The sequence below is a fragment of the Caballeronia humi genome (assembly GCF_001544475.1).
GTDB lineage: Bacteria > Pseudomonadota > Gammaproteobacteria > Burkholderiales > Burkholderiaceae > Caballeronia > Caballeronia humi.
Genome location: NZ_FCNW02000010.1, coordinates 45,868 through 70,801, shown reverse-complemented (window position 1 = coordinate 70,801; position 24,934 = coordinate 45,868). Strand labels below are relative to the sequence as shown.

The window sequence follows — 24,934 nt, the reverse complement described above, 5'->3', positions numbered from 1 at the left end:
TTGAAAAAGCGGCGCGGCGCCGGCATGCGATCCCTGGCTGAATTGTAGCCAGTTATGAGATGGGTCGAAGCGGCCAAATCGCCGTGTTGCGATGCTTTCGCCTTCCGCCGGGTATGAAACGCGATACCCGCGGCGCTCGGCGGGCGCATTGTAAGCAATGCGGGTCAGAATGCGGCCCTGCACCGGGTGACTCAGCGTCGAACGAGCGGCGCAGCACAACGCGGGCCCGCTGCCGGTTGCCGGACCGGCGCGTCAAGAGGAGATGAGGGCGAGAGGCCTGCGGCCCGCCGCCCGCGCGAACATTCGACCTCCAATGTAGAACAGCCTTAATAAACAGGGGTTTGCAAAGTGTTTCCCCTTTGTAACAAGGTAAATAAGTTGAAATGGGTACGCGGTGGACGTGTAAAAACCTCCATACTTTGCGTCGGGTTTCCACCTAGATTTTTTGACAGGTTTTTGTAGGTTCCGGTCAACCCTGCCGCCACTTACGCGTTTATTGCAGGTGCGCGGCGAATTTAGAGATGGAATCGAACTTGCTCTAGTCTGCCAATCCGCACGAAACCTGGTGATCAGCGAACTCACGCTTTTTCACTCGAGCAACAGACACACCGCTGTTTTCCAGCGTGAACTTCCGCCCGAGCCGAGCGATTCGCTTCCGATACTTCGACACGACACGTAGTCCTTAGCCTGAATTTTTATTAGGAGTTTCCGATATGCGAATCGCTCAAATCGCGCCCCTTCACGAAGCCGTTCCGCCGAAACTGTATGGCGGCACGGAACGCGTGGTGTCCTACCTGACCGAAGCTCTGGTCGATGCCGGACATGACGTCACGCTCTTCGCGAGCGGTGATTCGCAAACGTCGGCCAAGCTCGAAGCGTTCTGGCCGCAGGCGCTGCGCCTCGACCCGACCATCCGCGACACGATGGCGCCGCACATGCTGCTGCTCGAAGAAGTCCGCCGCCGCGCCGACGAGTTCGACGTGCTGCACTTCCACATCGACTACTACCCGTTTTCGCTGTTCGCGCGCCAGCCGGTGCCGTTCCTGACGACGCTCCACGGCCGTCTCGACCTGCCCGAACTGCAGCCGATCTTCAACACGTTCAGCGACGTGCCGGTCGTTTCGATCTCGGACAACCAGCGTCAGCCGCTGCCGCAGGCAAACTGGCTGTCGACCGTGTATCACGGCCTGCCGGAAAACCTGCTGAAGCCGATTCCGAACGTCGAACCGGGCTATCTCGCGTTCCTCGGCCGCATTTCGCCGGAAAAACGTGTCGACCGCGCGATCCGCATCGCGCAAGCCGCGGGCATGAAGATCAAGATCGCGGCGAAGCTCGACAAGGCCGACCGCGCCTATTACGAAGAGCAGATCAAGCCGCTGTTCGCACTGCCGCACGTCGAATACATCGGCGAAATCAACGAGCAGCAGAAGACTGAATTCCTCGGCAACGCGCATGCGCTGTTGTTCCCGATAGACTGGCCGGAGCCGTTTGGCCTGGTGATGATCGAGGCGATGGCTTGCGGCACGCCGGTGATCGCGTTCAATCGCGGTTCGGTGCCTGAAGTGATCGAGAACGGCGTGTCGGGCTTCGTGGTTGAAGACGAACTGAGCGCGATCGCGGCGGTCAAGCGCCTCGACACGCTGCCGCGCGCCAAGGTGCGCAAGGCGTTCGAAACGCGCTTCTCGTCGAAGGTGATGGCAGAGCGCTATGTCCAGTCGTATGAAGAACTGCTGCGGCAGAAGCGCCGCACCGTGCTGCGCGAAGTCAACGCGAAGTAAAAGCCGGTTGCTTTGACCGCAACAACGCCCCGTGCGCCGTCTGGCGCCGGGGCGTTGTCACAATCGGACGCTCTGCGTGCGGAATACCGCGTGCGCGCACGAAATCGAAAGTTGATGCGGCAATCTTCATATAATGTCCGGGCTCGCGCAAAGCGGGCCGGATCGTCCCCTTCGACGGCCGATTGCCGCGCATCTGGCGCGCGGTCCGCATGAATCGTGGACAGGAGCGAATGTTTTGGCGAGAACGAAGCACACCAGCGCGAGCCCGGCACCGGGCGCCGGCACCGTCTTCGCGCTGCGGGCGATCGGACTGGTGCTCGCCGCGCGCTGGATCTTTTCGATGTCGCAGATGGGGTATCTGTCGTCATTGCGCGCGATGACTTCTTCGCCTTGGGCCTGCGTCAATCTGGTGCTTCTTTTCCTGCTGATTTTTGTGCCCGGCGCGCGAGCGCGTGCCGATCGGCCGCTGCATCCGTTGCCGCAGTGGCTGCGGCAGGCCCTGCGGTTTCTTGCGCTGCTGAGCTTCGGGTTCGCGGTATTTTCCGTCGGATTATTCACGTGGCAGGCCGGCTGGCGGCGCGCGGTGCATGCGCTTGGCGAGTCGAACGGCTGGCTTGCTGTGGCGCCTGCGTTGTATGCGGTCGTGATGTGGATTTGCCGGCCGCGCGCGCTTTGGCGCACGAATATCGCCGCGCGGCGCTTCGCGATCGGCCGGTACGCGATTTCGCTCGATCCACTGACGCGCACCGCCGTCGTCTGGGCCGAAAGCCGCAAGCTCGGGCAGTATGACGCGCGGGAGTTGTCGGTGAAGTGGCCGCCGTCCGGCGATGCGGTTTATGCCGTGCCTGCGCCGTCGCTTGCGCCCGCGCGGCGGCGCGGCTGGCGGGGCTTGTTACCGAATCGACCGAAGATGGAATTGCTGTGGGATTCGCCGGCCGCGGCCGGTCACAATCGCACGACGGTGTTCCGCGCGCCGCTCGTCACCGAGGGCGACCGGAGCGCCGCGCGCGCGCTCGACAGCACGTTGCGACAGGTCAATGCGGGTGCGCCGCCGGTACCGCTCATCACTTTCGATGGCGGTCGGGTCGCCTAGCTTCGTCGATTTCGCGTAGTCATGCAGTCCACGTCTTTCTTGTCGAACGCAGGGAGGAAAGCATGCTGATACGTTGGTTGCTCGCAGCGATTCATCTGCTCGCATTCGGTTTCGCGCTGGCGTCGGTGCTGGCGCGAGCGCGGGCTTTGCGACGCCTCGATGCGTCGAATTCGGTGCACGCCAACGCGGTGGTTCTGCGCGATGTCTTTCGCGCCGACAGCATGTGGGGCGTCACGGCGCTTTTTCTCCTGATTAGCGGCCTGATGCGCGCTTTCGGCGGATTTGAAAAGGGCGGTTCTTACTATCTGCATGAGCCGCTGTTCCATCTCAAGATGACGGCGCTGGCGCTGATTGTCGCCATCGAAATCTCGCCGATGATGGCGCTGATCCGCTGGCGCGTCGCGGCGGGACACGGCGGGGCGATCGATCTGGGGCGCGCGCGGCGCTTTGCCTGGATGAGTGATCTGGAAGCGGGGTTGGTGATCGTGATGGTGGTTGCGGCGAGCGGGATGGCGCGGGGGGTTTGGGCGGGGTAGGGGAGAAAAAGAAAAAACCCCGACGCCTTTCGGCACCGGGGTTTTCCGGCAAGCGTTCCGGACTGAAAACGCTTGCCTCTATCGTGGTGGGTAGTACTGGGATCGAACCAGTGACCCCTGCCGTGTGAAGGCAGTGCTCTACCGCTGAGCTAACCACCCGAAGAAACGAAATTATGTCAGAGATATTCGACTTCGTAAAGCGATTGATTAAAGCATTGCACGAATTTATGCGGCTGCCTCGGCATTTTCCACCACGGGTTCGGCGCGCCACACGCTCGTGCCTTTGACGGCTTTATCGAGATCGTTGAGCACGGTGTCGTGGGCGCTCAGTTCCTCGGCCGATGCTGTGATCACCAGCAAATCGAGATCATCGAGCGCGATACGCGGCGAAAGCGTTGCACCGGCCGCCGGCACGTCGCCGAGCATATCGATGACGAGGCTTTCCTGGCCGCGCGTCATCGACAGATAGACTTCCGCCAGCAACTCCGAGTCGAGCAGCGCGCCGTGCAATGTGCGGTGCGCGTTGCTCACGCCGAAGCGGTCGCACAGCGCGTCGAGCGAATTGCGTTTGCCGGGGAACATCTGCTTCGCCTGCACGAGCGTGTCGATCACGCCGCCGCAGCATTCCGTCACGCGCGGCATCCCGAGCATCCCGAATTCGACGTCCAGAAAGCCAATGTCGAACGGCGCGTTATGAATGATCAGCTCGGCATCCGCGAGAAATTCGCGCAGCTCTGAGGCGATTTCCCCGAACTTCGGCTTGTCGCTGAGGAATTCCGTCGTCAGGCCGTGGACGGCGAGCGCGCCCGGATCGCTGTCGCGGCCCGGGTTGATGTAGAAGTGCAGGTTGTTGCCGGTGAGCCGTCGATTGATCAGCTCGACGCAGCCGATTTCGATGATGCGATCGCCCGTGCGGGCATTGAGGCCGGTAGTTTCGGTATCGAGTACGAGTTGGCGCATTGGTTTATTGAATAGTTAGCTGTCGGCGAGCGATGTCACGCCGCGATTCGCGAGCGCATCGGCGCGTTCGTTTTCCGGGTGGCCGGCGTGGCCCTTGACCCAGCGCCATTCGATCTGATGCTGCACGACGAGCGCGTCGAGCCGCTTCCAGAGATCGGCGTTCTTGACGGGCGTCTTCGCGGCCGTCATCCAGTTCTTCTTTTTCCAGCCGTGAATCCATTCGCTGATGCCTTTTTGCACATATTGCGAATCGGTGTGGATCACGGCGTGGACCGGTCGCTTCAACGCCTCGAGCGCGGCGATCACGGCCATCAGTTCCATGCGGTTGTTCGTGGTGGCGGGCTCGCCGCCGAACAATTCCTTTTCCTGCGTGCCGAAGCGCAGCAGGGCGCCCCAGCCACCGGGGCCGGGATTTCCCTTGCAGGCGCCGTCGGTATAGATGTCGATTACCTTTGCGGAGTCTGAAGTCATCAATGCTCGTTGCGAGTGTGCGGTGCCGCGACCGGAGCGAGCCCCGGCGCGAGTGCGGGTTTTTTCAGCTTGCGCGGGCCGATCAGGCGCATGCCGCGCACGCGCTTGATCGCCGTGATCATGTAGGCGGCGCCGAAGATCGGCCACCAGCGGTCGCCGGCTGCTTCCATGAACTGATACCGTTGCAGCCATTTTTCAGCGACGAGCGGCGGACGATAGCAGCCGAAGCGCCCGCGTTCAAGGTCGAATCCGAGCAGCTTGATCCAGTCCTTGATCCGCGTGAATGCGATCATGTCGTGCGCATCTGGCACGAACGGCCGCCCGGCAACCTTCCCGAACGATTGCCGCGCGCCCCAGAGGCTCAGCGAATTGAAGCCGAGGATGATCAACTGGCCTTCGGGCATCAGTACGCGCTCGGCTTCGCGCAACAGCCGATGCGGATCGCTCGTGAATTCGAGCGTATGCGGCAGTACGAGCAGATCGACGCTCTGCGCCTCGAACGGCAGATCGAGCAGGTCGCACCAGACGGTGCTGCGTCCCGCCGGCGCGTGCAATCCGCGACTGGCCGACGGCAGCGACGCGACGCCCGGCCGCGGATTCGCAGGCGGATACGTATAAGGCGCGCTGGCGCCGCTCGCGGGATCGAGGACGATCGCGCGGCCGGTCATGCGGTTCTCGCGCAGCGCGTCGAGTTGCGGCATGCCGAGTTGCAGCGCGTGGTAGCCGAAGATGTCGGACACCACGCGATCGAGCTGCGCCTGCTCCCAGTCGAGGACATAGCGTCCGGGCGCGGAGCCGGTCCAGGCGGGCCAGTCTATAATCGATCGGTCAGACATGTTCGGAATTGCCGCCTTGAAGAGCTCGCTATGAAAACGCTTGAGTACGTGCCGGTGCCGGCTTTCGAAGACAACTACATCTGGCTCGTGTCGGACGGCAGCGACGCCGTGGTCGTCGATCCCGGCGACGCCGCGCCCGTCGAGGCCTATCTCGCGAAACGCGGCTGGAAGCTGACCGCTATTTTACTCACGCACCATCATCACGACCACGTCGGCGGCGTCGAAGACCTGCTCGTTAGCCGTTCGGCCGAGCGCGCGAACGGCGCGATTCCCGTCTACGGCCCGGCCGGCGAGCGAATCGACCACCTGACGCAGCGCCTGAAACAGGGCGACCGGGTGAGCATCGGGAGTCCGGCGCTCGACTTCTCCGTGATCGACGTCCCCGGCCACACCGCTGGCCACATCGCTTATTTTCAGGAACTCGATCCGCGCGGCACGCCGCATCTATTCTGCGGCGATACGCTTTTCGCGAGCGGCTGCGGTCGCCTGTTCGAAGGCACGCCGCAACAGATGCTGACCTCTCTCGATGCCCTCGCCGCGCTTCCCGAGAATACGCAGGTTCACTGCGCCCACGAATATACGCTCTCGAACATCCGCTTCGCGCGCGCCTGCGAACCGGCCAACGACGCGCTCGCCCGCTGGCAAGACGACGCCCAAGCCATGCGTGCAGCCGGCCAACCGACGCTGCCAACGACCATCGGCCACGAGAAATCGGTGAACCCGTTCTTGCGCGTCGACGAAGCCGACATCCAGGCGACACTCGCTGCTCACTACAACCACCCGGTCACCGATCGTCTCGAAGCGTTTCGCCTGATGCGCGGCTGGAAAGATAAGTTCCGCTAACCCCAGCGAACTGGAAGCGAACTTCATCCGAAACGTTGGAAACGTCGCCAGAGGCTGGATTTTGCTGGCTTTTCCGTCTTTTATATTGACGACGGCTGTACGCTTCCGTACCATCGGCTCCAAATTTCCAAGCATATTTTTTGGAATCCCGAGACGTTCATGCGACAGATTCTTAGTGCGCTACTCGTCCTCACGCTAGCCGCATGTGCCAGCCAAGGACCGACAGCGCCCAATTCCCTTTCTTCACTGCCTTCCGCTTCGAAACAGCAAGCCGTAGCCGACACGATCCGACGAACCGCCGCCGCCAAGGAAACCATCAACGTCGACAAGACGTCGGTCGATTCGCTCGCGGGCCGCGACGCCGATCTGTGGGGCCGGATTCGCGGCGGCTTCCAGATTCCCGATCTGCAAAGCGACCTCGTCGACATGCAGGTGTCCTGGTACGCGCAGCGTCCGGACTACGTCGAACGCATGACCGGGCGCTCTCAGAAATATCTGTATCACATCGTCGAAGAGCTTGAGCAACGGCACATGCCGACCGAGCTCGCGCTGCTTCCGTTCATCGAATCGGCGTTCAATCCGCAGGCGCTTTCCGTCGCGAAGGCGGCCGGGATGTGGCAGTTCGTGCCGGGCACCGGCCGCGACTACAAGCTGAAGCAAAACATGTGGCAGGACGACCGGCGCGACGTGCTGGCCTCGACCAGCGCGGCGCTCGACTACCTCACGCGCCTGCACGACATGTTCGGCGACTGGCATCTCGCGCTCGCCGCGTACAACTGGGGCGAGGGCAACGTGCAGCGCGCGATCGCGCGTAATGAAGCGGCGGGATTGCCGACCGACTACGAAAGCCTGCGCATGCCCAATGAGACGCGCAACTACGTGCCGAAGCTGCAGGCGGTCAAGAACATCGTCGCGAATCCGCAGATGTACGGCTTGACGCTTCCGGAAATTCCGAATCACCCTTATTTTGTGACGGTCACCACGGCGCGCGACATCGACGTGACGATGGCGTCGAAGCTCGCCGGCATGCCGATGGAGGAATTCCGCTCGCTGAATCCGTCGTTTTCGAAGCCGGTGATTCTCGGCGCGACGAACCCGCAGATTTTGCTGCCCTTCGACAACGCCACCGCGTTCCAGCGCAACCTCAAGACGTATAACGGGGCGCTATCGTCGTGGACGACTTATACCGTCACCGAGCGCTCGCGCCCGGCCGCGATCGCGGAGAAGATCGGCGTCGATGCCGACACGCTGATGTCGGTCAACCGCATTCCCGCGGGCATGCGTCTGAAACCGGGCTCGACGATCGTCGTGCCGCGCAACGACGATGACGACGAAGACATCAGCGCCGACGTCGCCGAAAGCGCCGTGTTGTCGGTCGAGCCGGACGTGCCCGACACGCGCCGCATGGTGATCCGCGTGCGCCGCCAGCAATCGATCGAGACGTTTGCCGATCGTTACGACGTGTCGGTCGCGCAGGTGCGGGCATGGAACCGCACGCGTCGCGACGCGATCATGCCGGGTCAGGTGATGGTGCTGCACGTGCCGTACGGACGCGCGGTGCCGGCCGAGCCGGGTCCGGTGCGTGTACAGACCGTGTCGGCGTCAAGCCGCAACCGGGGCGGCGTGACGAAGATCGGCACGAGCGCGCCGGAATCGAAATCGTCGCGCGGGGGGAAATCGGCTGGGACGGCTTCAGCCAAGGTGACGAAAGTGTCTTCCAAGAGCGAGCCCAAGGCCGCGGCGCCTGCGCCCAAAACGGCGACCGCGAAGACCAAGAAGAAATAGCCCGCGCGCGATGCCTTTATCCCACGCCGTCACCAAGGTGACGGCGTTTTCAATTGGTCGCGCAGATAAACTCCCGCTTTAAAGCCAAATTAAGCGCCTGCACCGAATGACGCCCTCCGTTTGTCTGCGTGTCTTTTTCCTGTTCGCCGCCGGTTACTTCGTCTCGTACGTGTTCCGGGGCGTCAATCTCGGCTTCGCGCCGCTCATCACGCACGATCTCGGCCTCTCCGCCGCCGACCTCGGCCTGCTCACCTCGCTCTACTTCATCGGTTTCGCGGCCGCGCAGATTCCCGTCGGCGTGCTGCTCGATCACTTCGGCCCGCGCCGTGTCACTGGCGGCATGCTGGTTTTCGCGGCGCTCGGCATCTGGGTGTTCGGCATGGCGCACGGGCTCGCCGGCATGATGGCGGGGCGGCTCCTGATCGGCGTGGGCGTTTCGGTGTGCCTGAGCGCGGCGTTCAAGGCGTCCGCGCAGTATTTCCCCGTCGCGCGGCTGCCGCTCGTCAACGGCCTGACGATGGCGATGGGCGGACTCGGCGGCGTCGTCGTCGGTTCGCCGCTGGCTTCGCTTCTGGCCGTCGCGAGCTGGCGCGGCGTGTGCGCGGGGCTCGGCGTGTTCACGCTCGTCGTCGCCGGCGCGATTCTGCTGTTCGCGCCCGAGAAACGCGACGCGCATCATCAGGCCGACATCGTCACGCAGTTCAAGGGCACTTGGCACATCCTGCGCAGCGCGGCGTTCTGGAAGATCGCGTCGTTTTCCGTCGTGACCCAAGGCGTCTTCTACGCGATGCAGTCGCTCTGGATCCGACCCTATCTGCTCGACGTGATGGGCCTCAACGCGAGCCACGCGGCGGCGCTCGTCTCGGTGCTCGGCTTCGCGATGATGGCGGGCTGCATCGGCTTCGGCGCGGCGGCGCGCAGCCTGGAGCGACGGGGCGTCCCGGTGTACGCGTTCTGCGGCATCGGCATGGGGCTTTTCGTCCTGGTGCAACTGCTGATGGTGTTTCGCGCGCCGCTGCCGCCGGCCGCGCTGCTCGCCGCTTATGGCATCTTCGGTGGCACCGGCATCCTGAGCTACGCCGTCCTCGCCGAATACTTTCCGTCGCACATGATCGGGCGGACCAACACGACGCTCACGCTTGTCATCTTCGTGCTGATCTTCGGCTTCCAGGTGGGAATCGGCGGCGTGCTTTCGCAGTGGCCGATCGAGGATGGACATTACCCCGCCGCCGCGCATCTGACCGCATGGGGCGTGCTGATTGCGCTGCAAATCGCGAGCGCGATCTGGTACGTCCTCCCGAGCCGCGTGTTGCAGAAGACCGGGCGTGCCGTCTCGTAATCGGATGCATGCGCCGTCCGGGCAAGTCCCGAGGCGTTCCTGGAACGCCTCTTGCATTGCGTGAGTCTCAAAATTTGGCGGAAAGGGCGGTTCCGCGCTATAATTCGAAGGTTTGAGCACATCAACCCGCACCCTAGCGCCTACCTCCCACATACCGTTCATCCGCCGCGCCTTGTAGCACGCGCCGCATGCCGCCGACCCTCTGCGCCGACTGTCCCGCTCCATGCGGAAAAAGACCGGGCCAGCCACGCCGCGAACCATGCGCCCCGTCACAAATCACGCGATGCGGGTCTGCGCGCGCCACCAAACAGGCTGCGCGCAACCCCCAGAAGTCGGACAGACAGGTCGGCAACAGGGTGTTCCCCAAGGAGCCTCCCGTGTTGCCGTCATTTTCCCCAGCACTTCTCGCACTCGCCGACGGCACGGTCTTTCGTGGTCATTCGATCGGCGCCACCGGTTCGACGATCGGCGAAGTGGTGTTCAACACCGCGATCACCGGCTATCAAGAGATCCTCACCGATCCGAGCTACGCCCGCCAGATTGTCACGCTGACCTATCCGCACATCGGCAACGTCGGCGTGAATGCCGAGGATGTCGAAGCCACCAAAGTCCATGCCGCCGGCCTGATCATCCGTGACCTGCCGGTGCTCGCGTCCAATTTCCGCTCCGAGCAATCGCTTGGCGATTATCTGAAGGCGCAAGGCGTCGTCGCGATCGCGGGCATCGATACGCGCAAGCTCACGCGCATCCTGCGCGACAAGGGCGCGCAGAACGGCTGCATCCTCGCCGGTCCGACCGACGAAGCGAAAGCGCTCGAACTCGCGCGCTCGTTCCCGGGTCTCGCGGGCATGGATCTCGCGAAAGTCGTATCGACGAAGGAAAGCTACGACTGGACGCAAACCGAATGGCGGCTCGAGTCCGGCTACGGCAAGCAGGAAGCGCCGAAGTACCGCGTCGTCGCGTTCGACTACGGCGTGAAGCACAACATCCTGCGCATGCTCGCCGAGCGCGGCTGCCACGTCACCGTGCTGCCGGCCGAAGCCACCGCCGCCGACGCCCTCGCGCTCAACCCCGACGGCGTGTTCCTCTCGAACGGCCCCGGCGACCCGGAACCGTGCGACTACGCGATCCGCGCGACGCGTGAATTCATCGAGCGCGGCATTCCGACGTTCGGCATCTGCCTCGGCCACCAGATCATGGGTCTCGCCGTCGGCGCGAAGACGATGAAGATGAAGACCGGCCACCACGGCGCGAACCATCCAGTGAAGGATCTCGAAGACGGGCGCGTCGTGATCACGTCGCAGAACCACGGCTTCGCCGTCGATGCCGCGACGCTCCCCGCGAACGCGAAGGTCACGCACGTTTCTCTCTTCGACGGCACGCTGCAAGGCTTCGCGCTTACCGACAAGCCCGCGTTCTGCTTCCAGGGCCATCCGGAAGCGTCGCCGGGACCGAACGACATCGCGTATCTGTTCGACCGCTTCGTCAAGCTGATGGAAACGCAGAAAGTCGCAGCGTAAATAGCACGCAAAGCACGCAACAGAACCACATTACCGAGAGCAGTTATGCCGAAGCGGACAGACATCAAGAGCATCCTCATCATCGGCGCGGGACCGATCATCATCGGCCAGGCGTGCGAGTTCGACTATTCGGGCGCGCAGGCGTGCAAGGCGCTGCGTGAAGAAGGCTACAAGGTCATTCTCGTCAACAGCAACCCCGCGACGATCATGACCGACCCGAACACGGCCGATGTCACCTACATCGAGCCGATTTCGTGGGAAGTGGTCGAGCGGATCATCGCCAAGGAGCGCCCGGACGCGATCCTCCCGACGATGGGCGGCCAGACCGCGCTCAATTGCGCGCTCGATCTTTTCCATCACGGCGTGCTGGAAAAGTACAAGGTCGAGTTGATTGGCGCGTCGCCGGAAGCCATCGACAAGGCCGAAGACCGCCAGAAGTTCAAGGACGCGATGACGAAGATCGGCCTCGGGTCGGCGAAGTCGGGCATCGCGCATTCGATGGAAGAAGCGCTGCAGGTGCAGGCCATTATCGCGGCGCAAACCGGCAGCGGCGGCTATCCGACCGTCATCCGTCCCTCGTTCACACTGGGCGGCTCGGGCGGCGGAATCGCGTACAACAAGGAAGAGTTCGAGGAAATCTGCCGTCGCGGGCTCGATCTTTCGCCGACGCGCGAATTGCTGATCGAAGAGTCGCTGCTCGGCTGGAAAGAATACGAGATGGAAGTGGTCCGCGACACCAAGGACAACTGCATCATCGTCTGCTCGATCGAAAACCTCGACCCGATGGGCGTGCATACGGGCGATTCGATCACGGTCGCCCCGGCGCAGACGCTTACCGACAAGGAATACCAGATCCTGCGCAACGCGTCGCTCGCGGTGCTGCGCGAGATCGGCGTCGATACCGGCGGCTCGAACGTCCAGTTCGCGATCAACCCGAACGACGGCCGCATGGTCGTGATCGAAATGAATCCGCGCGTGTCGCGTTCGTCGGCGCTGGCATCGAAGGCGACAGGCTTCCCGATCGCGAAGGTCGCGGCGAAGCTGGCCGTCGGTTACACGCTCGACGAACTCAAGAACGAAATCACCGGCGGACAGACGCCGGCCTCGTTCGAACCGACGATCGACTACGTCGTCACGAAGATTCCGCGTTTCGCGTTCGAGAAGTTCCGCGAAGCCGATTCGCGCCTGACGACGCAGATGAAGTCGGTCGGCGAAGTGATGGCGATCGGCCGCACGTTCCAGGAGTCGTTCCAGAAGGCGCTGCGCGGGCTGGAAGTCGGCGTCGACGGTCTCGACGAAAAGACCACCAGCCGCGACGAAGCGATCCGCGAGATCGGCGAGCCGGGCCCGGACCGTATCTGGTTCCTCGGCGATGCGTTCCGTTTGGGCCTCACGGCGCAGGAAATCTTCGAGGAAACGTCGATCGACCCGTGGTTCCTCGCGCAGATCGAACAGATCATTCTCAAGGAAAAGGCGCTGCAAGGCCGCACGCTTGAGAGTCTTTCGAAGGAAGAACTGCTCTATCTGAAGCAGAGCGGGTTTTCCGATCGCAGACTGGCGAAGCTCACCGGCTCGAATCAGACCGCCGTGCGCCGCCGCCGTCACGAATTGAAGGTGCGCCCGGTCTACAAACGCGTGGACACCTGCGCCGCCGAATTCGCGACGAAAACCGCCTACATGTACTCGACCTACGAGGACGAGTGCGAAGCGAATCCCACGGACAAAAAGAAGATCATGGTGCTGGGCGGCGGCCCGAACCGGATCGGGCAGGGCATCGAGTTCGACTACTGCTGCGTGCACGCGGCGCTCGCGATGCGCGAGGACGGCTATGAAACCATCATGGTCAACTGCAATCCGGAGACAGTCTCCACCGACTACGACACGTCCGACCGCCTGTATTTCGAGTCGCTGACGCTCGAAGACGTGCTCGAAATCGTCGATCTGGAGAAGCCGGTTGGCGTGATCGTGCAGTACGGCGGGCAGACGCCGCTCAAGCTCGCGCTCGATCTGGAAGCGAACGGCGTGCCGATCGTCGGCACGTCGCCGGACATGATCGACGCCGCCGAAGACCGCGAGCGCTTCCAGAAGCTGCTGCAGGACCTGAACCTGCGCCAGCCGCCGAACCGCACGGCGCGCGCCGAGGACGAAGCGCTGAAGCTCGCCGAGGAAATCGGCTATCCGCTCGTCGTGCGTCCGTCGTACGTGCTGGGCGGGCGCGCGATGGAAATCGTCCACGAGCCGCGCGATCTCGAACGCTACATGCGCGAGGCCGTGAAAGTATCGAACGATTCGCCGGTGCTGCTCGACCGCTTCCTGAACGACGCGATCGAATGCGACGTCGATTGCATTTCCGATGGCGAAGCGGTGTTCATCGGCGGCGTGATGGAGCACATCGAGCAGGCGGGCGTGCACTCGGGCGATTCGGCCTGTTCGCTGCCGCCGTACTCGCTGTCGCAGGAAACTGTCGACGAGCTGAAGCGCCAGACCGGGGCGATGGCGAAGGCGCTCAACGTGATCGGCCTGATGAACGTGCAGTTCGCGATCCAGCAAGTGCCGCAGGAAGACGGCTCGAAGAAGGATGTCATCTACGTGCTGGAAGTGAACCCGCGTGCGTCGCGGACGGTGCCGTACGTGTCGAAGGCGACCGGCCTGCCGCTCGCCAAGATCGCCGCGCGCGCGATGGTCGGCCAGAAGCTTGCAGAGCAGGGCGTCACGAAGGAGGTGATTCCGCCGTATTTCAGCGTCAAGGAAGCGGTGTTCCCGTTCGTCAAGTTCCCGGCGGTCGATCCGGTGCTCGGACCCGAAATGCGCTCGACGGGCGAAGTGATGGGTGTCGGCCGCACGTTCGGCGAGGCGCTTTTCAAGTCGCAACTCGCGGCGGGCTCGCGCCTGCCGGAGTCCGGCACGGTGCTTCTGACCGTGATGGACGCCGACAAGCCGAAGGCGGTCGAAGTCGCGAGCATGCTGCACGAGCTCGGCTATCCGATCGCCGCGACCAAGGGCACGGCCGCCGCGATCCAGGCGGCGGGCATCCCGGTGAAGGTCGTGAACAAGGTGAAGGACGGCCGTCCGCACATCGTCGACATGATCAAGAACGGCGAGATCGCGCTCGTCTTCACGACCGTCGACGAAACGCGCGCCGCAATTGCCGATTCGCGCTCGATCCGCATGAGCGCGCAGGCCAACAAGGTCACGTACTACACGACGATGTCGGGCGCGCGGGCGGCGGTCGAGGGGCTGCGTTATCTGAAGGACCTGGAAGTCTATGATTTACAAGGTCTGCATGCTCGCCTAAACTAAGGCCTCGATTATTGGTTTTTGGCTTCATGGGCCGCGGTTAAGCGGCGTCTCCCTTCTTACCGGGAGATGCACTTAACCGCGGTAATTTTTTTACGGCTGTTTTTTGTTCTTCGAGTTGTTTATGAGCACAGTTCCATTGACGAAGCGCGGCGCAGAACTCCTGCGCGCGGAATTGCAACGCCTGAAATCGGTCGAGCGGCCGGCGGTCGTGAATTCGATCGCGGAAGCGCGGGCTCAGGGCGATCTGTCGGAAAACGCCGAGTACGACGCCGCGAAGGAAAAGCAGGGCTTCATCGAGGGCCGCATCGCCGAACTCGAGTCGAAGCTGGCCGCGGCACAGGTCATCGATCCGACCACCGTCGAAGCGGATGGCCGCGTGGTGTTCGGCGCGACGGTCGAACTGGAGGACCTGGAGTCAGGCAAGCCGGTGAAGTACCAGATTGTCGGCGACGACGAAGCCGACATCGACCACGGCCTCGTGTCGATCAGCTCGCCGATCGCGCGGGCGCTGATCGGCAAGACCGATGGCGATATCGCGTCGGTGCAGGCGCCGGGCGGCGCGCGTGAATACGAAGTCATCTCCGTCAAGTACGTCTGATGGCACATCGACTCTTCCGGATCGTATCGATGGCGTGGGTCGGCAGCTTGCTGAGCCTTGGCTTTATCGCCGCGCCGGTGCTTTTTTCGATGCTCGATCGCGCGTCGGCGGGATCGGTAGCGGCGCAGATCTTCCGCATCGAAGCGATGCTGGGCGTGGTGTGCGCGCTGATTCTGCTGTTGATCGCCAATCGCATGGTGCGCGGCGGTTTCGCCGACTACAAGCGCGTGCGGTGGATCGTCGCAGTGATGCTGCTGTGTGTGCTGATCGGCTATTTCGGCCTGCAGCCGTTCATGAATTCGCTGCGCGTGGCAGCGCAAGAAGCGGGGACGGATCTCGCTAGTTCGCCGTACGCCAAGCAGTTTGGCATGTTGCATGGCGTGTCGAGCGCGTTTTATGTCGTCGAGAGCCTGCTGGGTGTGCTGCTTGTGTGGCGGTTGCCGGGACCGTCATCGTCCGGGCCGGTTGTGGCGCGGGGACAATCCGCCGCAGTCGCGGCGCGGCGCGCGCGTCGCTGATGCTGCCGGCGCCCGGAATGTTCGGGCGCCACGTCTTTCCGGGCGCTGCCCGAAATCAACGCCTTATTTCGACGTCTGATGCTGGCGCTTGGCGCTCGTCTGGCGCTTTTTCGCGCGCTTGACGTTGCCGCCAGCCGTCACGCGCTCGTTGCCGCGCACCAGCAGCTTTTCCTTTTTCGGCTTGCGAACGGTGGGCGCGTCGCGAGTGATCTTCACCGCCTTGACGATGCGCGGCGCGCGACCCTTCGTCGTCGGTTCCGCGGCGGCTTCGCGGGCGCTCGGCATCGTGGAGCGGCGGCCGGATGCTTTCAGCGGCGTCGTATCTTCGGGCCTCCAGATCACGAGCAGCTTGCCGATATGCTGAACAGGCGCGGCTTTCAAGTGATCGCAGATCTCCTCGTACATCGCAACGCGCGCGTCGCGTTCGTCGCCGAACACACGGATCTTGATGAGCTGATGAGCGCCGAGGTGGACTTCGATTTCGGCCAGCACGGCTTCGGTCAGCCCTTCAGCGCCGACGAGAACGACGGGCTTGAGCGCGTGGGCCTGCGAGCGCAGATCGGCACGTTGGGCGGGAGAGAGTTTGAGGGCGGGCATGTGAAGTAACGGACTCGACTAATATATGAGAGGTGCTGAAGCGCAAAAAGGACGAAAGGCGTTGCGCGGGGCTGCGGCTCGTATCGACGACGCTGGCGCCGACAGTATGAAGGGCCAATAAAGGGCCAGTCACAGCGCGGAGTCAGGGCTTCCCCGACAAAGCCAGCCGCGAGACGAAAGACTCGTCGCAAGGCGGCAGAGGAATAACAAAACTTTGCTCACTGCCGGGCAACAAGTGCCCGCAAACACCGATACCGGCGACGCGTAGAACCGCCGGCCGGCCGAATAAGACGCGTATTATCCGCTAAAAGCATTGCTTGATGCAGCAACTTGTTGCAGCAGATCAGGCAGCACCAAATCATTATCAATGGCAAAAAACCGCTTCAATCATTCGTGGTTGCATGACCACATCAACGACCCCTACGTGAAACTCGCGCAGCGGGAGGGCTATCGCGCGCGCGCCGCCTACAAACTCAAGGAAATCGACGAGCAGGACAAGCTGATCCGCCCGGGCCAGATCATCGTCGATCTCGGCTCGACACCGGGAAGCTGGAGCCAGTACGTGCGCAACAAGCTTGCGCAGGGGGCAAAGCGCGACCAGCAGCGCGAGGGCGGCATCGACGGCACGATCATCGCGCTCGATCTCCTGCCAATGGCGCCGATCGCCGACGTCACCTTCATCCAGGGCGACTTCCGCGAGGATTCGGTGCTCGATCAGCTCAGGGAATTGGTCGGCGAGCGTCAAGTGGACCTTGTAATCTCGGACATGGCCCCCAACCTGTCGGGGGTGGCAAGTGCCGATGCGGCGCGGATGGAGCATTTATGCGATCTCGCGCTGGAATTCTCACAGAATCACCTGAAACCGGAGGGCGCGTTGCTGGTCAAGTGCTTTCATGGCAGCGGTTACAGCCAGGTCGTCGAGAAATTCAAGCACCAGTTCAAAATCGTCGCGCCGCGCAAGCCGAAGGCGTCGCGCGACAAATCGTCTGAAACGTTTATCTTGGGTAGGCAGTTGAAGCGCCCCGCGTAAGGTCAGCCTCGTCGGAAGTGGCAAAAAAACGCCGATTACCGCCGAATGCGCCTGAAAAAAGGCCTCCATCGCTATTTGCGTGGTAGAGAATGCTTATGGCAGGGGCTAGCGGACTGGATTAGAATGGTTTAGGTGGTGCCGCAAGGTGTATGTAGGCGCCCGTCTATGATTAGGAGTGGTGCTTTGAACAACAATATGTTCTCTAAGGCGGCAGTGTGGCTCGTGATCGCACTGGTGCTGTTCACGGTGTTCAAGCAGTTCGATAAGCCCCGCGTCCAGGAAGGTGTGTCGTATTCGCAGTTCATGGACGACGCGAAGAGCGGCAAGGTCAAGACCGTGACCGTTCAGGGCCGCAATTTGACGGTCACTCCGGCAGACGGCCAGAAGTACCAGATCGTGTCCCCCGGCGACATCTGGATGGTCGGCGATCTGATGAAATACGGCGTCCAGGTCAGCGGCAAGGCCGACGACGAACCCAATGCGCTCGTATCGGCACTGTATTACCTCGGACCGACGATCCTGATCATCGGCTTCTGGTTCTACATGATGCGGCAGATGCAGGGGGGCGGCAAAGGCGGAGCCTTCTCGTTCGGCAAGTCGCGAGCGCGGCTGATCGACGAGAACAACAACGCAATCAATTTCACCGATGTCGCGGGCTGTGACGAAGCGAAAGAAGAAGTGTCGGAACTCGTCGACTTCCTGCGCGATCCGCAGAAATTCCAGAAGCTGGGCGGCCGGATTCCACGCGGCGTGCTGCTGGTCGGGCCTCCGGGCACGGGTAAGACGCTGCTCGCGCGCGCCATCGCTGGCGAAGCGAAGGTGCCGTTCTTCAGCATCTCGGGTTCGGACTTCGTCGAAATGTTCGTCGGCGTGGGCGCGGCTCGTGTGCGCGACATGTTCGAGCAGGCGAAGAAGCATGCGCCGTGTATCGTGTTCATCGACGAAATCGACGCGGTCGGTCGTCATCGCGGCGCTGGCATGGGCGGCGGTAACGATGAACGCGAGCAGACGCTGAACCAGATGCTTGTGGAGATGGACGGCTTCGAAGCGAATTCCGGCGTGATCGTGATCGCCGCGACCAACCGCTCCGACGTGCTGGACAAGGCGCTCCTGCGTCCGGGCCGTTTCGACCGCCAAGTGTACGTCGGTCTGCCGGACATCCGGGGCCGCGAGCACATCATGAAGGTGCACCTGCGCAAGGTTCCGATTTCGAACGACGTCGATGCATCGGTCATCGCGCGTGGGACGCCGGGTTTCTCAGGCGCCGATCTCGCGAATCTCGTGAACGAAGCTGCACTGTTCGCAGCGCGTCGTGGCAAGCGGATCGTCGAAATGCAGGACTTCGAGGACGCGAAGGACAAGATTTTTATGGGTCCGGAGCGCAAGTCGGCTGTGATGCGCGAGGAAGAGCGTCGCAATACGGCGTACCACGAGTCGGGTCACGCGGTGGTCGCGAAGCTGTTGCCGCATGCCGATCCGGTGCACAAGGTCACGATCATGCCGCGTGGCTGGGCGCTCGGCGTGACCTGGCAGTTGCCGGAGCATGACCGTGTGAACCTGTATCGCGACAAGATGCTGGAGGAAATCGCAATCCTGTTTGGTGGCCGCGCAGCGGAAGAAGTGTTCCTGAACTCGATGTCGACGGGTGCTTCGAACGACTTCGAGCGCGCGACCAAGATGGCGCGTGACATGGTGACGCGTTACGGCATGTCCGACGTGCTCGGCACGATGGTCTATGTCGATACCGAGCAGGACGGCATGTTCGGAAAGCTTGCATCGAAGACGGTGTCGGAAGCGACGCAGCAGAAGGTCGACGCTGAAATCCGCCGCATCCTCGACGAGCAATACGGGCTCGCCCGCAAGCTGCTCGAAGATCACCGGGACAACGTCGAAGCGATGACGAAGGCGCTGCTCGAATGGGAAACCATCGACGCGGACCAGATCAGCGACATCATGGCGGGCCGTCCGCCGCGGCCGCCGAAGAATCTGCCGCCGCCGTCGGGCGATACGCCGAGCAGCGGCAACAGCGGCACCGAAGTGAAGCCGGGCAACGCCACCGCGCCGGCCTGAGTTTTACTCGATCCGTTCAAGGGCTGGTGTGTTCGACACACCGGCCCTTTTTCTTTGATCGGCCTGCTGGTGCCTTGCCAGTGCGCGAACTTCCCAACTCAGTCTCCAGTCGAATCGTTGACTTCATCCAATTTGCAATCTTCGGCGCCGTCTCGACTTCAGTGCGGCCGCTTCACGCTGACTTTCGAGCGTCCGCTCGTGATGGGCATTCTGAATGTCACGCCGGATTCGTTTTCCGATGGCGGCCAGTTCCTGTCACGCGATGATGCGATCAAGCGCGCCGGGCAGATGCTCGCCGATGGCGCCGACATGATCGATATCGGCGGCGAATCGACGCGTCCCGGCTCGCTGCCCGTGCCGCTCGACGAAGAGTTGCGGCGCGTGATTCCCATCGTCGAGGCGTTGCGGTCGATGAACGTGCCGCTGTCCGTCGATACGTACAAGCCAGAGGTGATGCGCGCGGCGCTCGACGCCGGCGCGGACATGATCAACGACGTCTGGGGCTTCCGTCAGGACGGTGCAATCGAAGCCGTCAAGAACAGCAATTGCGGTCTCTGCGTGATGCACATGCTCGGCGAGCCGCGGACGATGCAGGCCGAGGAGCCGGTGTATCGGAATGTCGTCGAGGATGTGCGGGACTTTTTCGCCGATCGCGTCGATGCGTTGTCGAAGGCCGGCATTGCGTCCGAGCGGATCTGTCTCGATCCCGGCTACGGCTTCGGCAAAACCGAGGAGCACAATTTCGCGCTGCTCGCGCATCTCGACAAAACCCGTCCCGTCGCGACGGACTTTCCGCTGCTCGTCGGGATGTCGCGCAAGTCGATGCTCGGCGCCGTTACCGGCCGCAAGAAGGGCGAGCGGCTGGCGGCGGGCATCGCGGCGGCGGTCTGCGCGGCGGAGCGGGGCGCGGTGATCGTGCGGGTTCACGACGTCGCGCCGATCCTCGATGGTCTGAAGGTTTGGCAGGCAACGAAAGCCGCTGGCCAAAGCAGGCATCATTAACACTTATAAACAGCGGATTGCAGCGCGGGCGTGCGCGCCGTCCACGGTTTCAACAACACATGCGGGCGCACGACACGCGCATCCACGTCCGCGGGGGTAATAAACTAATGGCACGTCGATATTTTGGAACGGATGGGATTCGCGGGAAGGTCGGTGAAGCGCCGATCACGCCCGATTTCGTGCTGCGGCTTGGCTATGCGGCGGGCAAAGTGCTCGCGGGCGCCGATCGCTGGCAGAAAAAGGGCAGCCGTCCGACCGTGTTGATCGGCAAGGACACGCGGGTGTCGGGCTACATGCTCGAAGCCGCGCTGGAAGCGGGTTTCTCGGCGGCGGGCGTCGACGTGATGCTGGCCGGCCCGATGCCGACGCCCGGCATCGCTTACCTGACGCGTGCGCTGCGGCTTGCGGCGGGCGTCGTGATCAGCGCGTCGCACAATCCGTACTACGACAACGGCATCAAATTTTTCTCCGCTGACGGCAACAAGCTGCCCGACGACGTCGAACTCCAGATCGAAGCGCAACTCGAAGAGCCGCTCGCATGCGCGCCGTCGGAGCGGCTCGGCAAGGCGCGTCGGCTCGATGACGCTGGTGGCCGCTATGTCGAGTTCTGCAAGAGCACGTTCCCGGCGAGTTTCGACCTGCGCGGCCTGCGGATCGTGCTCGATTGCGCGCACGGCGCCGCGTACGACGTCGCGCCGAACGTGTTCCACGAACTCGGCGCAGAAGTGATCCCGATCGGCATTTCGCCGAACGGCTTCAACATCAACGACGGTGTCGGCGCCACCGCGCCCGACGCGCTCGTGAACGCCGTGCTCGAACATCGCGCGGATATCGGCATCGCGCTCGATGGCGACGCCGACCGCCTGCAAGTCGTCGATTCGGCGGGCCGTCTCTACAACGGCGACGAACTGCTCTACGTGCTGGTCAAGGACCGCATGGCGACCGACGGCAAGGTGGACGGCGCCGTCGGCACGCTGATGACGAACATGGCCGTCGAAGTGGCGCTGAAGGAAGCGGGTGTGCAGTTCGTGCGAGCGAACGTCGGCGACCGCTACGTGCTGGAGAAGCTGCGCGAGAACGGCTGGCAGCTCGGCGCGGAAGGCTCGGGACACATTCTGTCGCTGGATCGGCATTCCACGGGCGACGGCATCGTGTCCGCGCTGCTCGTGCTCGCCGCGATGCAGCGTAGCGGCAAGTCGCTCGCGGATCAGCTCGACGGCGTGACGCTGTTCCCGCAGAAGCTGATCAACGTTCGCATGAGTCCGGGCGCGAACTGGAAAGAAAGCGACGCGATTGCCAAGGCGATCAGCGGTGCCGAGCGTGCGCTCGAAGGGCACGGACGCGTCCTGATTCGCGCGTCGGGCACGGAGCCGGTGCTGCGCGTGATGGTCGAGGCCGCAGCCGAACGGGACGCGGTTCGTCACGCGGAAACGATTGCGCAGGTCGTAAAAGACGCGACTTCCTAAGTATCAGGCGAGCACACAAAAAGCCGCTGCGGAGCGATCCGCAGCGGCTTTTTTGCTTTTCCTCAACGGCTTTCATGCCGTAAGCGCACTGACACGCGAGCTTCACGAAGAGTCATATTACTGTCACAGACTGTGCCTATGCTTCGCCTTGTCGTGTCATTCGCTTACAACCTGGAGGTCTCATGAAATTGATGCAAACCGCGCTGGCTGGCGTAATCGGCGCACTCGTCGCCATCTCCGCGCAAGCAGCCGATATTACCGGCGCGGGCAGCACGTTCGCAGCACCGATCTACACGAAGTGGGCCGACGCCTACCAGAAGACCGGCGGCGGCAAGGTGAACTATCAGGGCATCGGTTCGTCGGGCGGGATCAAGCAGATCATCGCGAAAACGGTCGATTTCGCAGGCTCCGACGCGCCGCTGAAGGACGACGAGCTTGAAAAGCAAGGGCTTTTCCAGTTCCCGACGGTGGTCGGCGGCGTGGTGCCGGTGATCAACGTGCCGGGCGTGAAGGCGGGTGAAGTGACGCTGTCGGGCGAAGTGCTCGGCGACATCTATCTCGGCAAGATCAAGAAGTGGAACGACCCGGCGATCGCCGCGCTCAACCCGAAGGTCAAGCTGCCGGACACGGACATCGCCGTGGTCCGCCGTGCCGACGGTTCGGGCACGAGCTTCATCTGGACGAACTACCTGTCGAAGGTGAACCCGGAGTGGAAGTCGAAGATCGGTGAAGGCTCGACCGTCAACTGGCCGACGGGCACGGGCGGCAAGGGCAACGACGGCGTCGCGGCTTTCGTGCAGCGTCTGCCGGGCGCGATCGGCTATGTGGAATGGGCCTACGCCAAGCAGAACAAGATGACCTACGTCGGCCTGAAGAATGCCGCCGGTACGGTCGTGCAGCCGAAGACGGAGACGTTCAAGGCCGCCGCCGCGGGCGCGGACTGGTCGAAGTCGTTCTACCAGATCCTGACGAACGAATCGGGCAAGGACGCATGGCCGGTCGTCGGCGCGACCTTCGTGCTGCTGCACTCGACGCAGGAAAAGGCGCCGCAAGGCACCGAAACCCTGAAATTCTTCGACTGGGCGTTCAAGAACGGCAATCAGGCAGCAAACGATCTGGATTACATCTCGCTGCCGGATTCGGTGGTCGCGGAAATCCGCTCGCAGTGGAAGGCGAAGGTGAAGGACGGGTCGGGCAAGGCGGTTGCGCAATAAACGCGCGATACGCATGTCCTAAAACGTCCTAAGCTGATGAGGCAGGACAAAAGCAGTAAGTTTCGCCGCGCGGCATGTGCCGCGCGGCCCGACCCAAGGTTCCCATGTCGGACATCAATCTAGCCTCGACACCCCCCGGAAGTCATACGCAACGCGCGCCGAGCCGTCTCGGCGACATCATTTTCGGCGGCGTGACACTGCTCGCGGCCGTCGTCACCTTGCTTTTGCTCGGCGGCATCATCGTTTCGCTGATTTATGCGTCGCTGCCGACCATCCAGAAATTCGGTTTCAGCTTCCTCTGGCGCGGCGAGTGGGACCCTAACACCGACAGCTTTGGCGCGCTCGTGCCGATCTACGGCACCATCGCGACCTCGATCATCGCGCTCCTGATCGCCGTGCCGGTGAGCTTCGGCATCGCGCTCTTCCTGACGGAACTGTCGCCGGCGTGGCTGCGCCGCCCGCTCGGCGTCGCAATCGAACTGCTCGCGGCAATTCCGTCGATCGTCTACGGCATGTGGGGCCTGCTCGTCTTCGCCCCGATCTTCGCGGCTTATTTCGAAAAGCCGCTCGGGCGTCTGCTCGGCGATGTGTGGCTCATCGGCCGCTTCTTTCAGGGGCCGCCGATCGGCATCGGCATCCTGTGCGCGGGCGTCATCCTCGCGATCATGATCATCCCGTACATCGCGGCCGTGATGCGCGACGTGTTCGAAGTCACGCCGGTGCTGCTGAAGGAATCGGCGTACGGCATTGGCTGCACGACCTGGGAAGTGATGTGGAAGATCGTGCTGCCGTACACACGTACCGGCGTGATCGGCGGCGTGATGCTCGGCCTCGGCCGCGCGCTCGGTGAAACGATGGCGGTCACGTTCGTGATCGGCAACACGAACCTGCTCGACAACGTGTCGCTCTTCTCGCCGGGCAACAGCATCACGTCGGCGCTCGCGAACGAATTCGCCGAAGCGAGCCCCGGCCTGCACACGTCCGCGTTGATGGAACTCGGCCTGATTCTCTTCGTGATCACGTTCTTCGTGCTCGCGCTCTCTAAGCTGATGCTGCTTCGCCTCGAAAAAGGGGAGGGCGCCAAGTGAGCCAGCCCGCATTCATCGAAAATGACGCGTCGGATGCGACGCGCATCAAACTGCAGCGCCGCCGCCGCGGCAAGAACGCGATCGCGCTGACGATGTCCCTCGCGGCGATGGCCTTCGGCCTCTTGTGGCTCGTGTGGATTCTCTTCACGACGCTGAAGCTCGGCATCGGCGGCCTGTCGATCGATCTTTTCACGCAGTCGACGCCTCCGCCGAACACCGACGGCGGCGGTCTCGCGAACGCCATCGTTGGCAGCCTGATGCTCGTCGTGCTCGCGACGTTCCTCGGCACGCCGCTCGGCATTCTCGCGGGCGTGTATCTGGCGGAATACGGCCAGAAGAAATGGCTCGCGAGCGTCACACGCTTCATCAACGACATTTTGCTGTCGGCGCCGTCGATCGTGATCGGCTTGTTCGTCTACGCGCTCGTCGTCGCGAAGATGGGGCGCTTTTCCGGCTGGGCCGGCGTGATCGCGTTGGCGCTCCTGCAGATTCCGATCGTGATCCGCACGACCGAGAACATGCTGAAGCTCGTGCCGAACGCGCTGCGCGAAGCGGCGTTCGCGCTCGGCACGCCGAAGTGGAAGATGGTGATGTCGATCACGCTGAAGGCGTCAGTCGGCGGGATCGTGACGGGCGTGCTGCTGGCGGTCGCGCGCATCGCCGGCGAAACCGCGCCGCTCCTCTTCACGGCGCTGTCGAACCAGTTCTTCTCGTGGGACATGAACCAGCCGGTCGCGAATTTGCCGGTCACGATCTACAAGTTCGCGATGAGCCCGTTCCCGCAGTGGCAAGCACTCGCGTGGGCCGGCGTATTCCTGATTACGCTCGGCGTGCTGGGTCTGAATATCCTTGCACGCACGATCATTTCAAAGAAATAGAGGCGGAGTGAT

General features: G+C 62.9%; 21 protein-coding genes and 1 tRNA gene. 17 read left to right on the top strand and 5 right to left on the bottom strand.

What is annotated here, in order from left to right:
• Positions 1-713 precede the first annotated feature (713 nt).
• From AWB65_RS12610 to AWB65_RS12600, 3 genes are all read left to right on the top strand, one after another.
• The gene (locus AWB65_RS12610; protein ID WP_087667488.1) at positions 714-1,778 is read left to right on the top strand and encodes a glycosyltransferase family 4 protein; all 1,065 of its coding nucleotides are present in this window, start codon (positions 714-716) and stop codon (positions 1,776-1,778) included.
• Between the two features lie 235 nt (positions 1,779-2,013).
• A complete protein-coding gene (locus tag AWB65_RS12605) occupies positions 2,014-2,871 on the top strand; it encodes a hypothetical protein (RefSeq protein WP_087667576.1) in 858 nt (285 codons plus the stop codon).
• 62 nt (positions 2,872-2,933) lie between these two features.
• Positions 2,934-3,407 (top strand): DUF2214 family protein, encoded by a 474-nt coding sequence (locus tag AWB65_RS12600; RefSeq protein WP_200821713.1) that lies wholly within the window; start codon positions 2,934-2,936, stop codon positions 3,405-3,407.
• 84 nt (positions 3,408-3,491) lie between these two features.
• Here the strand turns inward: AWB65_RS12600 and AWB65_RS12595 are convergent.
• The 4 genes from AWB65_RS12595 to AWB65_RS12580 all read right to left on the bottom strand — a co-directional run bounded on the left by AWB65_RS12595 (position 3,492) and on the right by AWB65_RS12580 (position 5,674).
• Positions 3,492-3,566, bottom strand: a tRNA-Val gene (locus AWB65_RS12595).
• A gap of 66 nt (positions 3,567-3,632) precedes the next feature.
• Positions 3,633-4,367, bottom strand: a complete 735-nt coding sequence (gene dnaQ / locus AWB65_RS12590) for a DNA polymerase III subunit epsilon (protein ID WP_087667487.1) — start codon at positions 4,365-4,367, stop codon at positions 3,633-3,635.
• Positions 4,368-4,382: 15 nt separating this feature from the next.
• A complete protein-coding gene (rnhA, locus tag AWB65_RS12585; protein WP_087667486.1) occupies positions 4,383-4,838 on the bottom strand; it encodes a ribonuclease HI in 456 nt (151 codons plus the stop codon).
• A complete protein-coding gene (locus AWB65_RS12580) occupies positions 4,838-5,674 on the bottom strand; it encodes a class I SAM-dependent methyltransferase (RefSeq protein ID WP_087667485.1) in 837 nt (278 codons plus the stop codon). The genes rnhA and AWB65_RS12580 overlap by 1 nt, the downstream gene beginning before the upstream one ends.
• A gap of 30 nt (positions 5,675-5,704) precedes the next feature.
• Here AWB65_RS12580 and gloB point away from each other — a divergent pair, with 30 nt between their 5' ends.
• From gloB to AWB65_RS12545, 7 genes are all read left to right on the top strand, one after another.
• The gene (gloB, locus tag AWB65_RS12575) at positions 5,705-6,517 is read left to right on the top strand and encodes a hydroxyacylglutathione hydrolase (RefSeq protein ID WP_087667484.1); all 813 of its coding nucleotides are present in this window, start codon (positions 5,705-5,707) and stop codon (positions 6,515-6,517) included.
• A 159-nt stretch (positions 6,518-6,676) separates the two neighbouring features.
• Positions 6,677-8,302, top strand: a complete 1,626-nt coding sequence (locus AWB65_RS12570; protein ID WP_087667483.1) for a transglycosylase SLT domain-containing protein — start codon at positions 6,677-6,679, stop codon at positions 8,300-8,302.
• Positions 8,303-8,408: 106 nt separating this feature from the next.
• Positions 8,409-9,641 carry an MFS transporter gene (locus AWB65_RS12565; RefSeq protein ID WP_087667482.1) on the top strand — a complete coding sequence of 411 codons (1,233 nt, stop codon included), beginning with the start codon at positions 8,409-8,411 and terminating at the stop codon, positions 9,639-9,641.
• Between the two features lie 377 nt (positions 9,642-10,018).
• Positions 10,019-11,161, top strand: coding sequence for a glutamine-hydrolyzing carbamoyl-phosphate synthase small subunit (gene carA, locus AWB65_RS12560; protein WP_087667481.1), 1,143 nt, complete (start codon positions 10,019-10,021; stop codon positions 11,159-11,161).
• Positions 11,162-11,206: 45 nt separating this feature from the next.
• Complete coding sequence (gene carB, locus AWB65_RS12555) at positions 11,207-14,461, top strand: carbamoyl-phosphate synthase large subunit (RefSeq protein WP_087667480.1); 3,255 nt, start codon at positions 11,207-11,209, stop codon at positions 14,459-14,461.
• A gap of 121 nt (positions 14,462-14,582) precedes the next feature.
• Entirely contained in the window at positions 14,583-15,059 is a 477-nt protein-coding gene (gene greA / locus AWB65_RS12550; protein WP_087667479.1) for a transcription elongation factor GreA, read from the top strand.
• Positions 15,059-15,577 (top strand): DUF4149 domain-containing protein, encoded by a 519-nt coding sequence (locus AWB65_RS12545; RefSeq protein ID WP_087667478.1) that lies wholly within the window; start codon positions 15,059-15,061, stop codon positions 15,575-15,577. Before greA ends, AWB65_RS12545 begins: the two co-directional genes overlap by 1 nt.
• Before the next feature lie 63 nt (positions 15,578-15,640).
• Here AWB65_RS12545 and AWB65_RS12540 read toward each other — a convergent pair whose 3' ends face one another.
• The gene (locus AWB65_RS12540) at positions 15,641-16,174 is read right to left on the bottom strand and encodes a YhbY family RNA-binding protein (protein ID WP_087667477.1); all 534 of its coding nucleotides are present in this window, start codon (positions 16,172-16,174) and stop codon (positions 15,641-15,643) included.
• A 367-nt stretch (positions 16,175-16,541) separates the two neighbouring features.
• Here AWB65_RS12540 and AWB65_RS12535 point away from each other — a divergent pair, with 367 nt between their 5' ends.
• From AWB65_RS12535 to pstA, 7 genes are all read left to right on the top strand, one after another.
• Positions 16,542-17,204 carry an RlmE family RNA methyltransferase gene (locus AWB65_RS12535; protein WP_087667476.1) on the top strand — a complete coding sequence of 221 codons (663 nt, stop codon included), beginning with the start codon at positions 16,542-16,544 and terminating at the stop codon, positions 17,202-17,204.
• A 183-nt stretch (positions 17,205-17,387) separates the two neighbouring features.
• Positions 17,388-19,274, top strand: coding sequence for an ATP-dependent zinc metalloprotease FtsH (ftsH, locus tag AWB65_RS12530; protein WP_087655648.1), 1,887 nt, complete (start codon positions 17,388-17,390; stop codon positions 19,272-19,274).
• Between the two features lie 117 nt (positions 19,275-19,391).
• Positions 19,392-20,276: a dihydropteroate synthase gene (gene folP, locus AWB65_RS12525; RefSeq protein WP_374729743.1), complete on the top strand. Its 885-nt coding sequence runs from the start codon at positions 19,392-19,394 to the stop codon at positions 20,274-20,276.
• Between the two features lie 107 nt (positions 20,277-20,383).
• A complete protein-coding gene (gene glmM, locus AWB65_RS12520; protein WP_087667474.1) occupies positions 20,384-21,742 on the top strand; it encodes a phosphoglucosamine mutase in 1,359 nt (452 codons plus the stop codon).
• 182 nt (positions 21,743-21,924) lie between these two features.
• Complete coding sequence (gene pstS / locus AWB65_RS12515) at positions 21,925-22,956, top strand: phosphate ABC transporter substrate-binding protein PstS (protein WP_087667473.1); 1,032 nt, start codon at positions 21,925-21,927, stop codon at positions 22,954-22,956.
• Between the two features lie 104 nt (positions 22,957-23,060).
• Entirely contained in the window at positions 23,061-24,044 is a 984-nt protein-coding gene (gene pstC / locus AWB65_RS12510) for a phosphate ABC transporter permease PstC (protein WP_087667472.1), read from the top strand.
• On the top strand, positions 24,041-24,922 hold the full coding sequence (pstA, locus tag AWB65_RS12505) for a phosphate ABC transporter permease PstA (RefSeq protein WP_087667471.1): 882 nt from the start codon (positions 24,041-24,043) through the stop codon (positions 24,920-24,922). The genes pstC and pstA overlap by 4 nt, the downstream gene beginning before the upstream one ends.
• Positions 24,923-24,934: the final 12 nt, after the last annotated feature.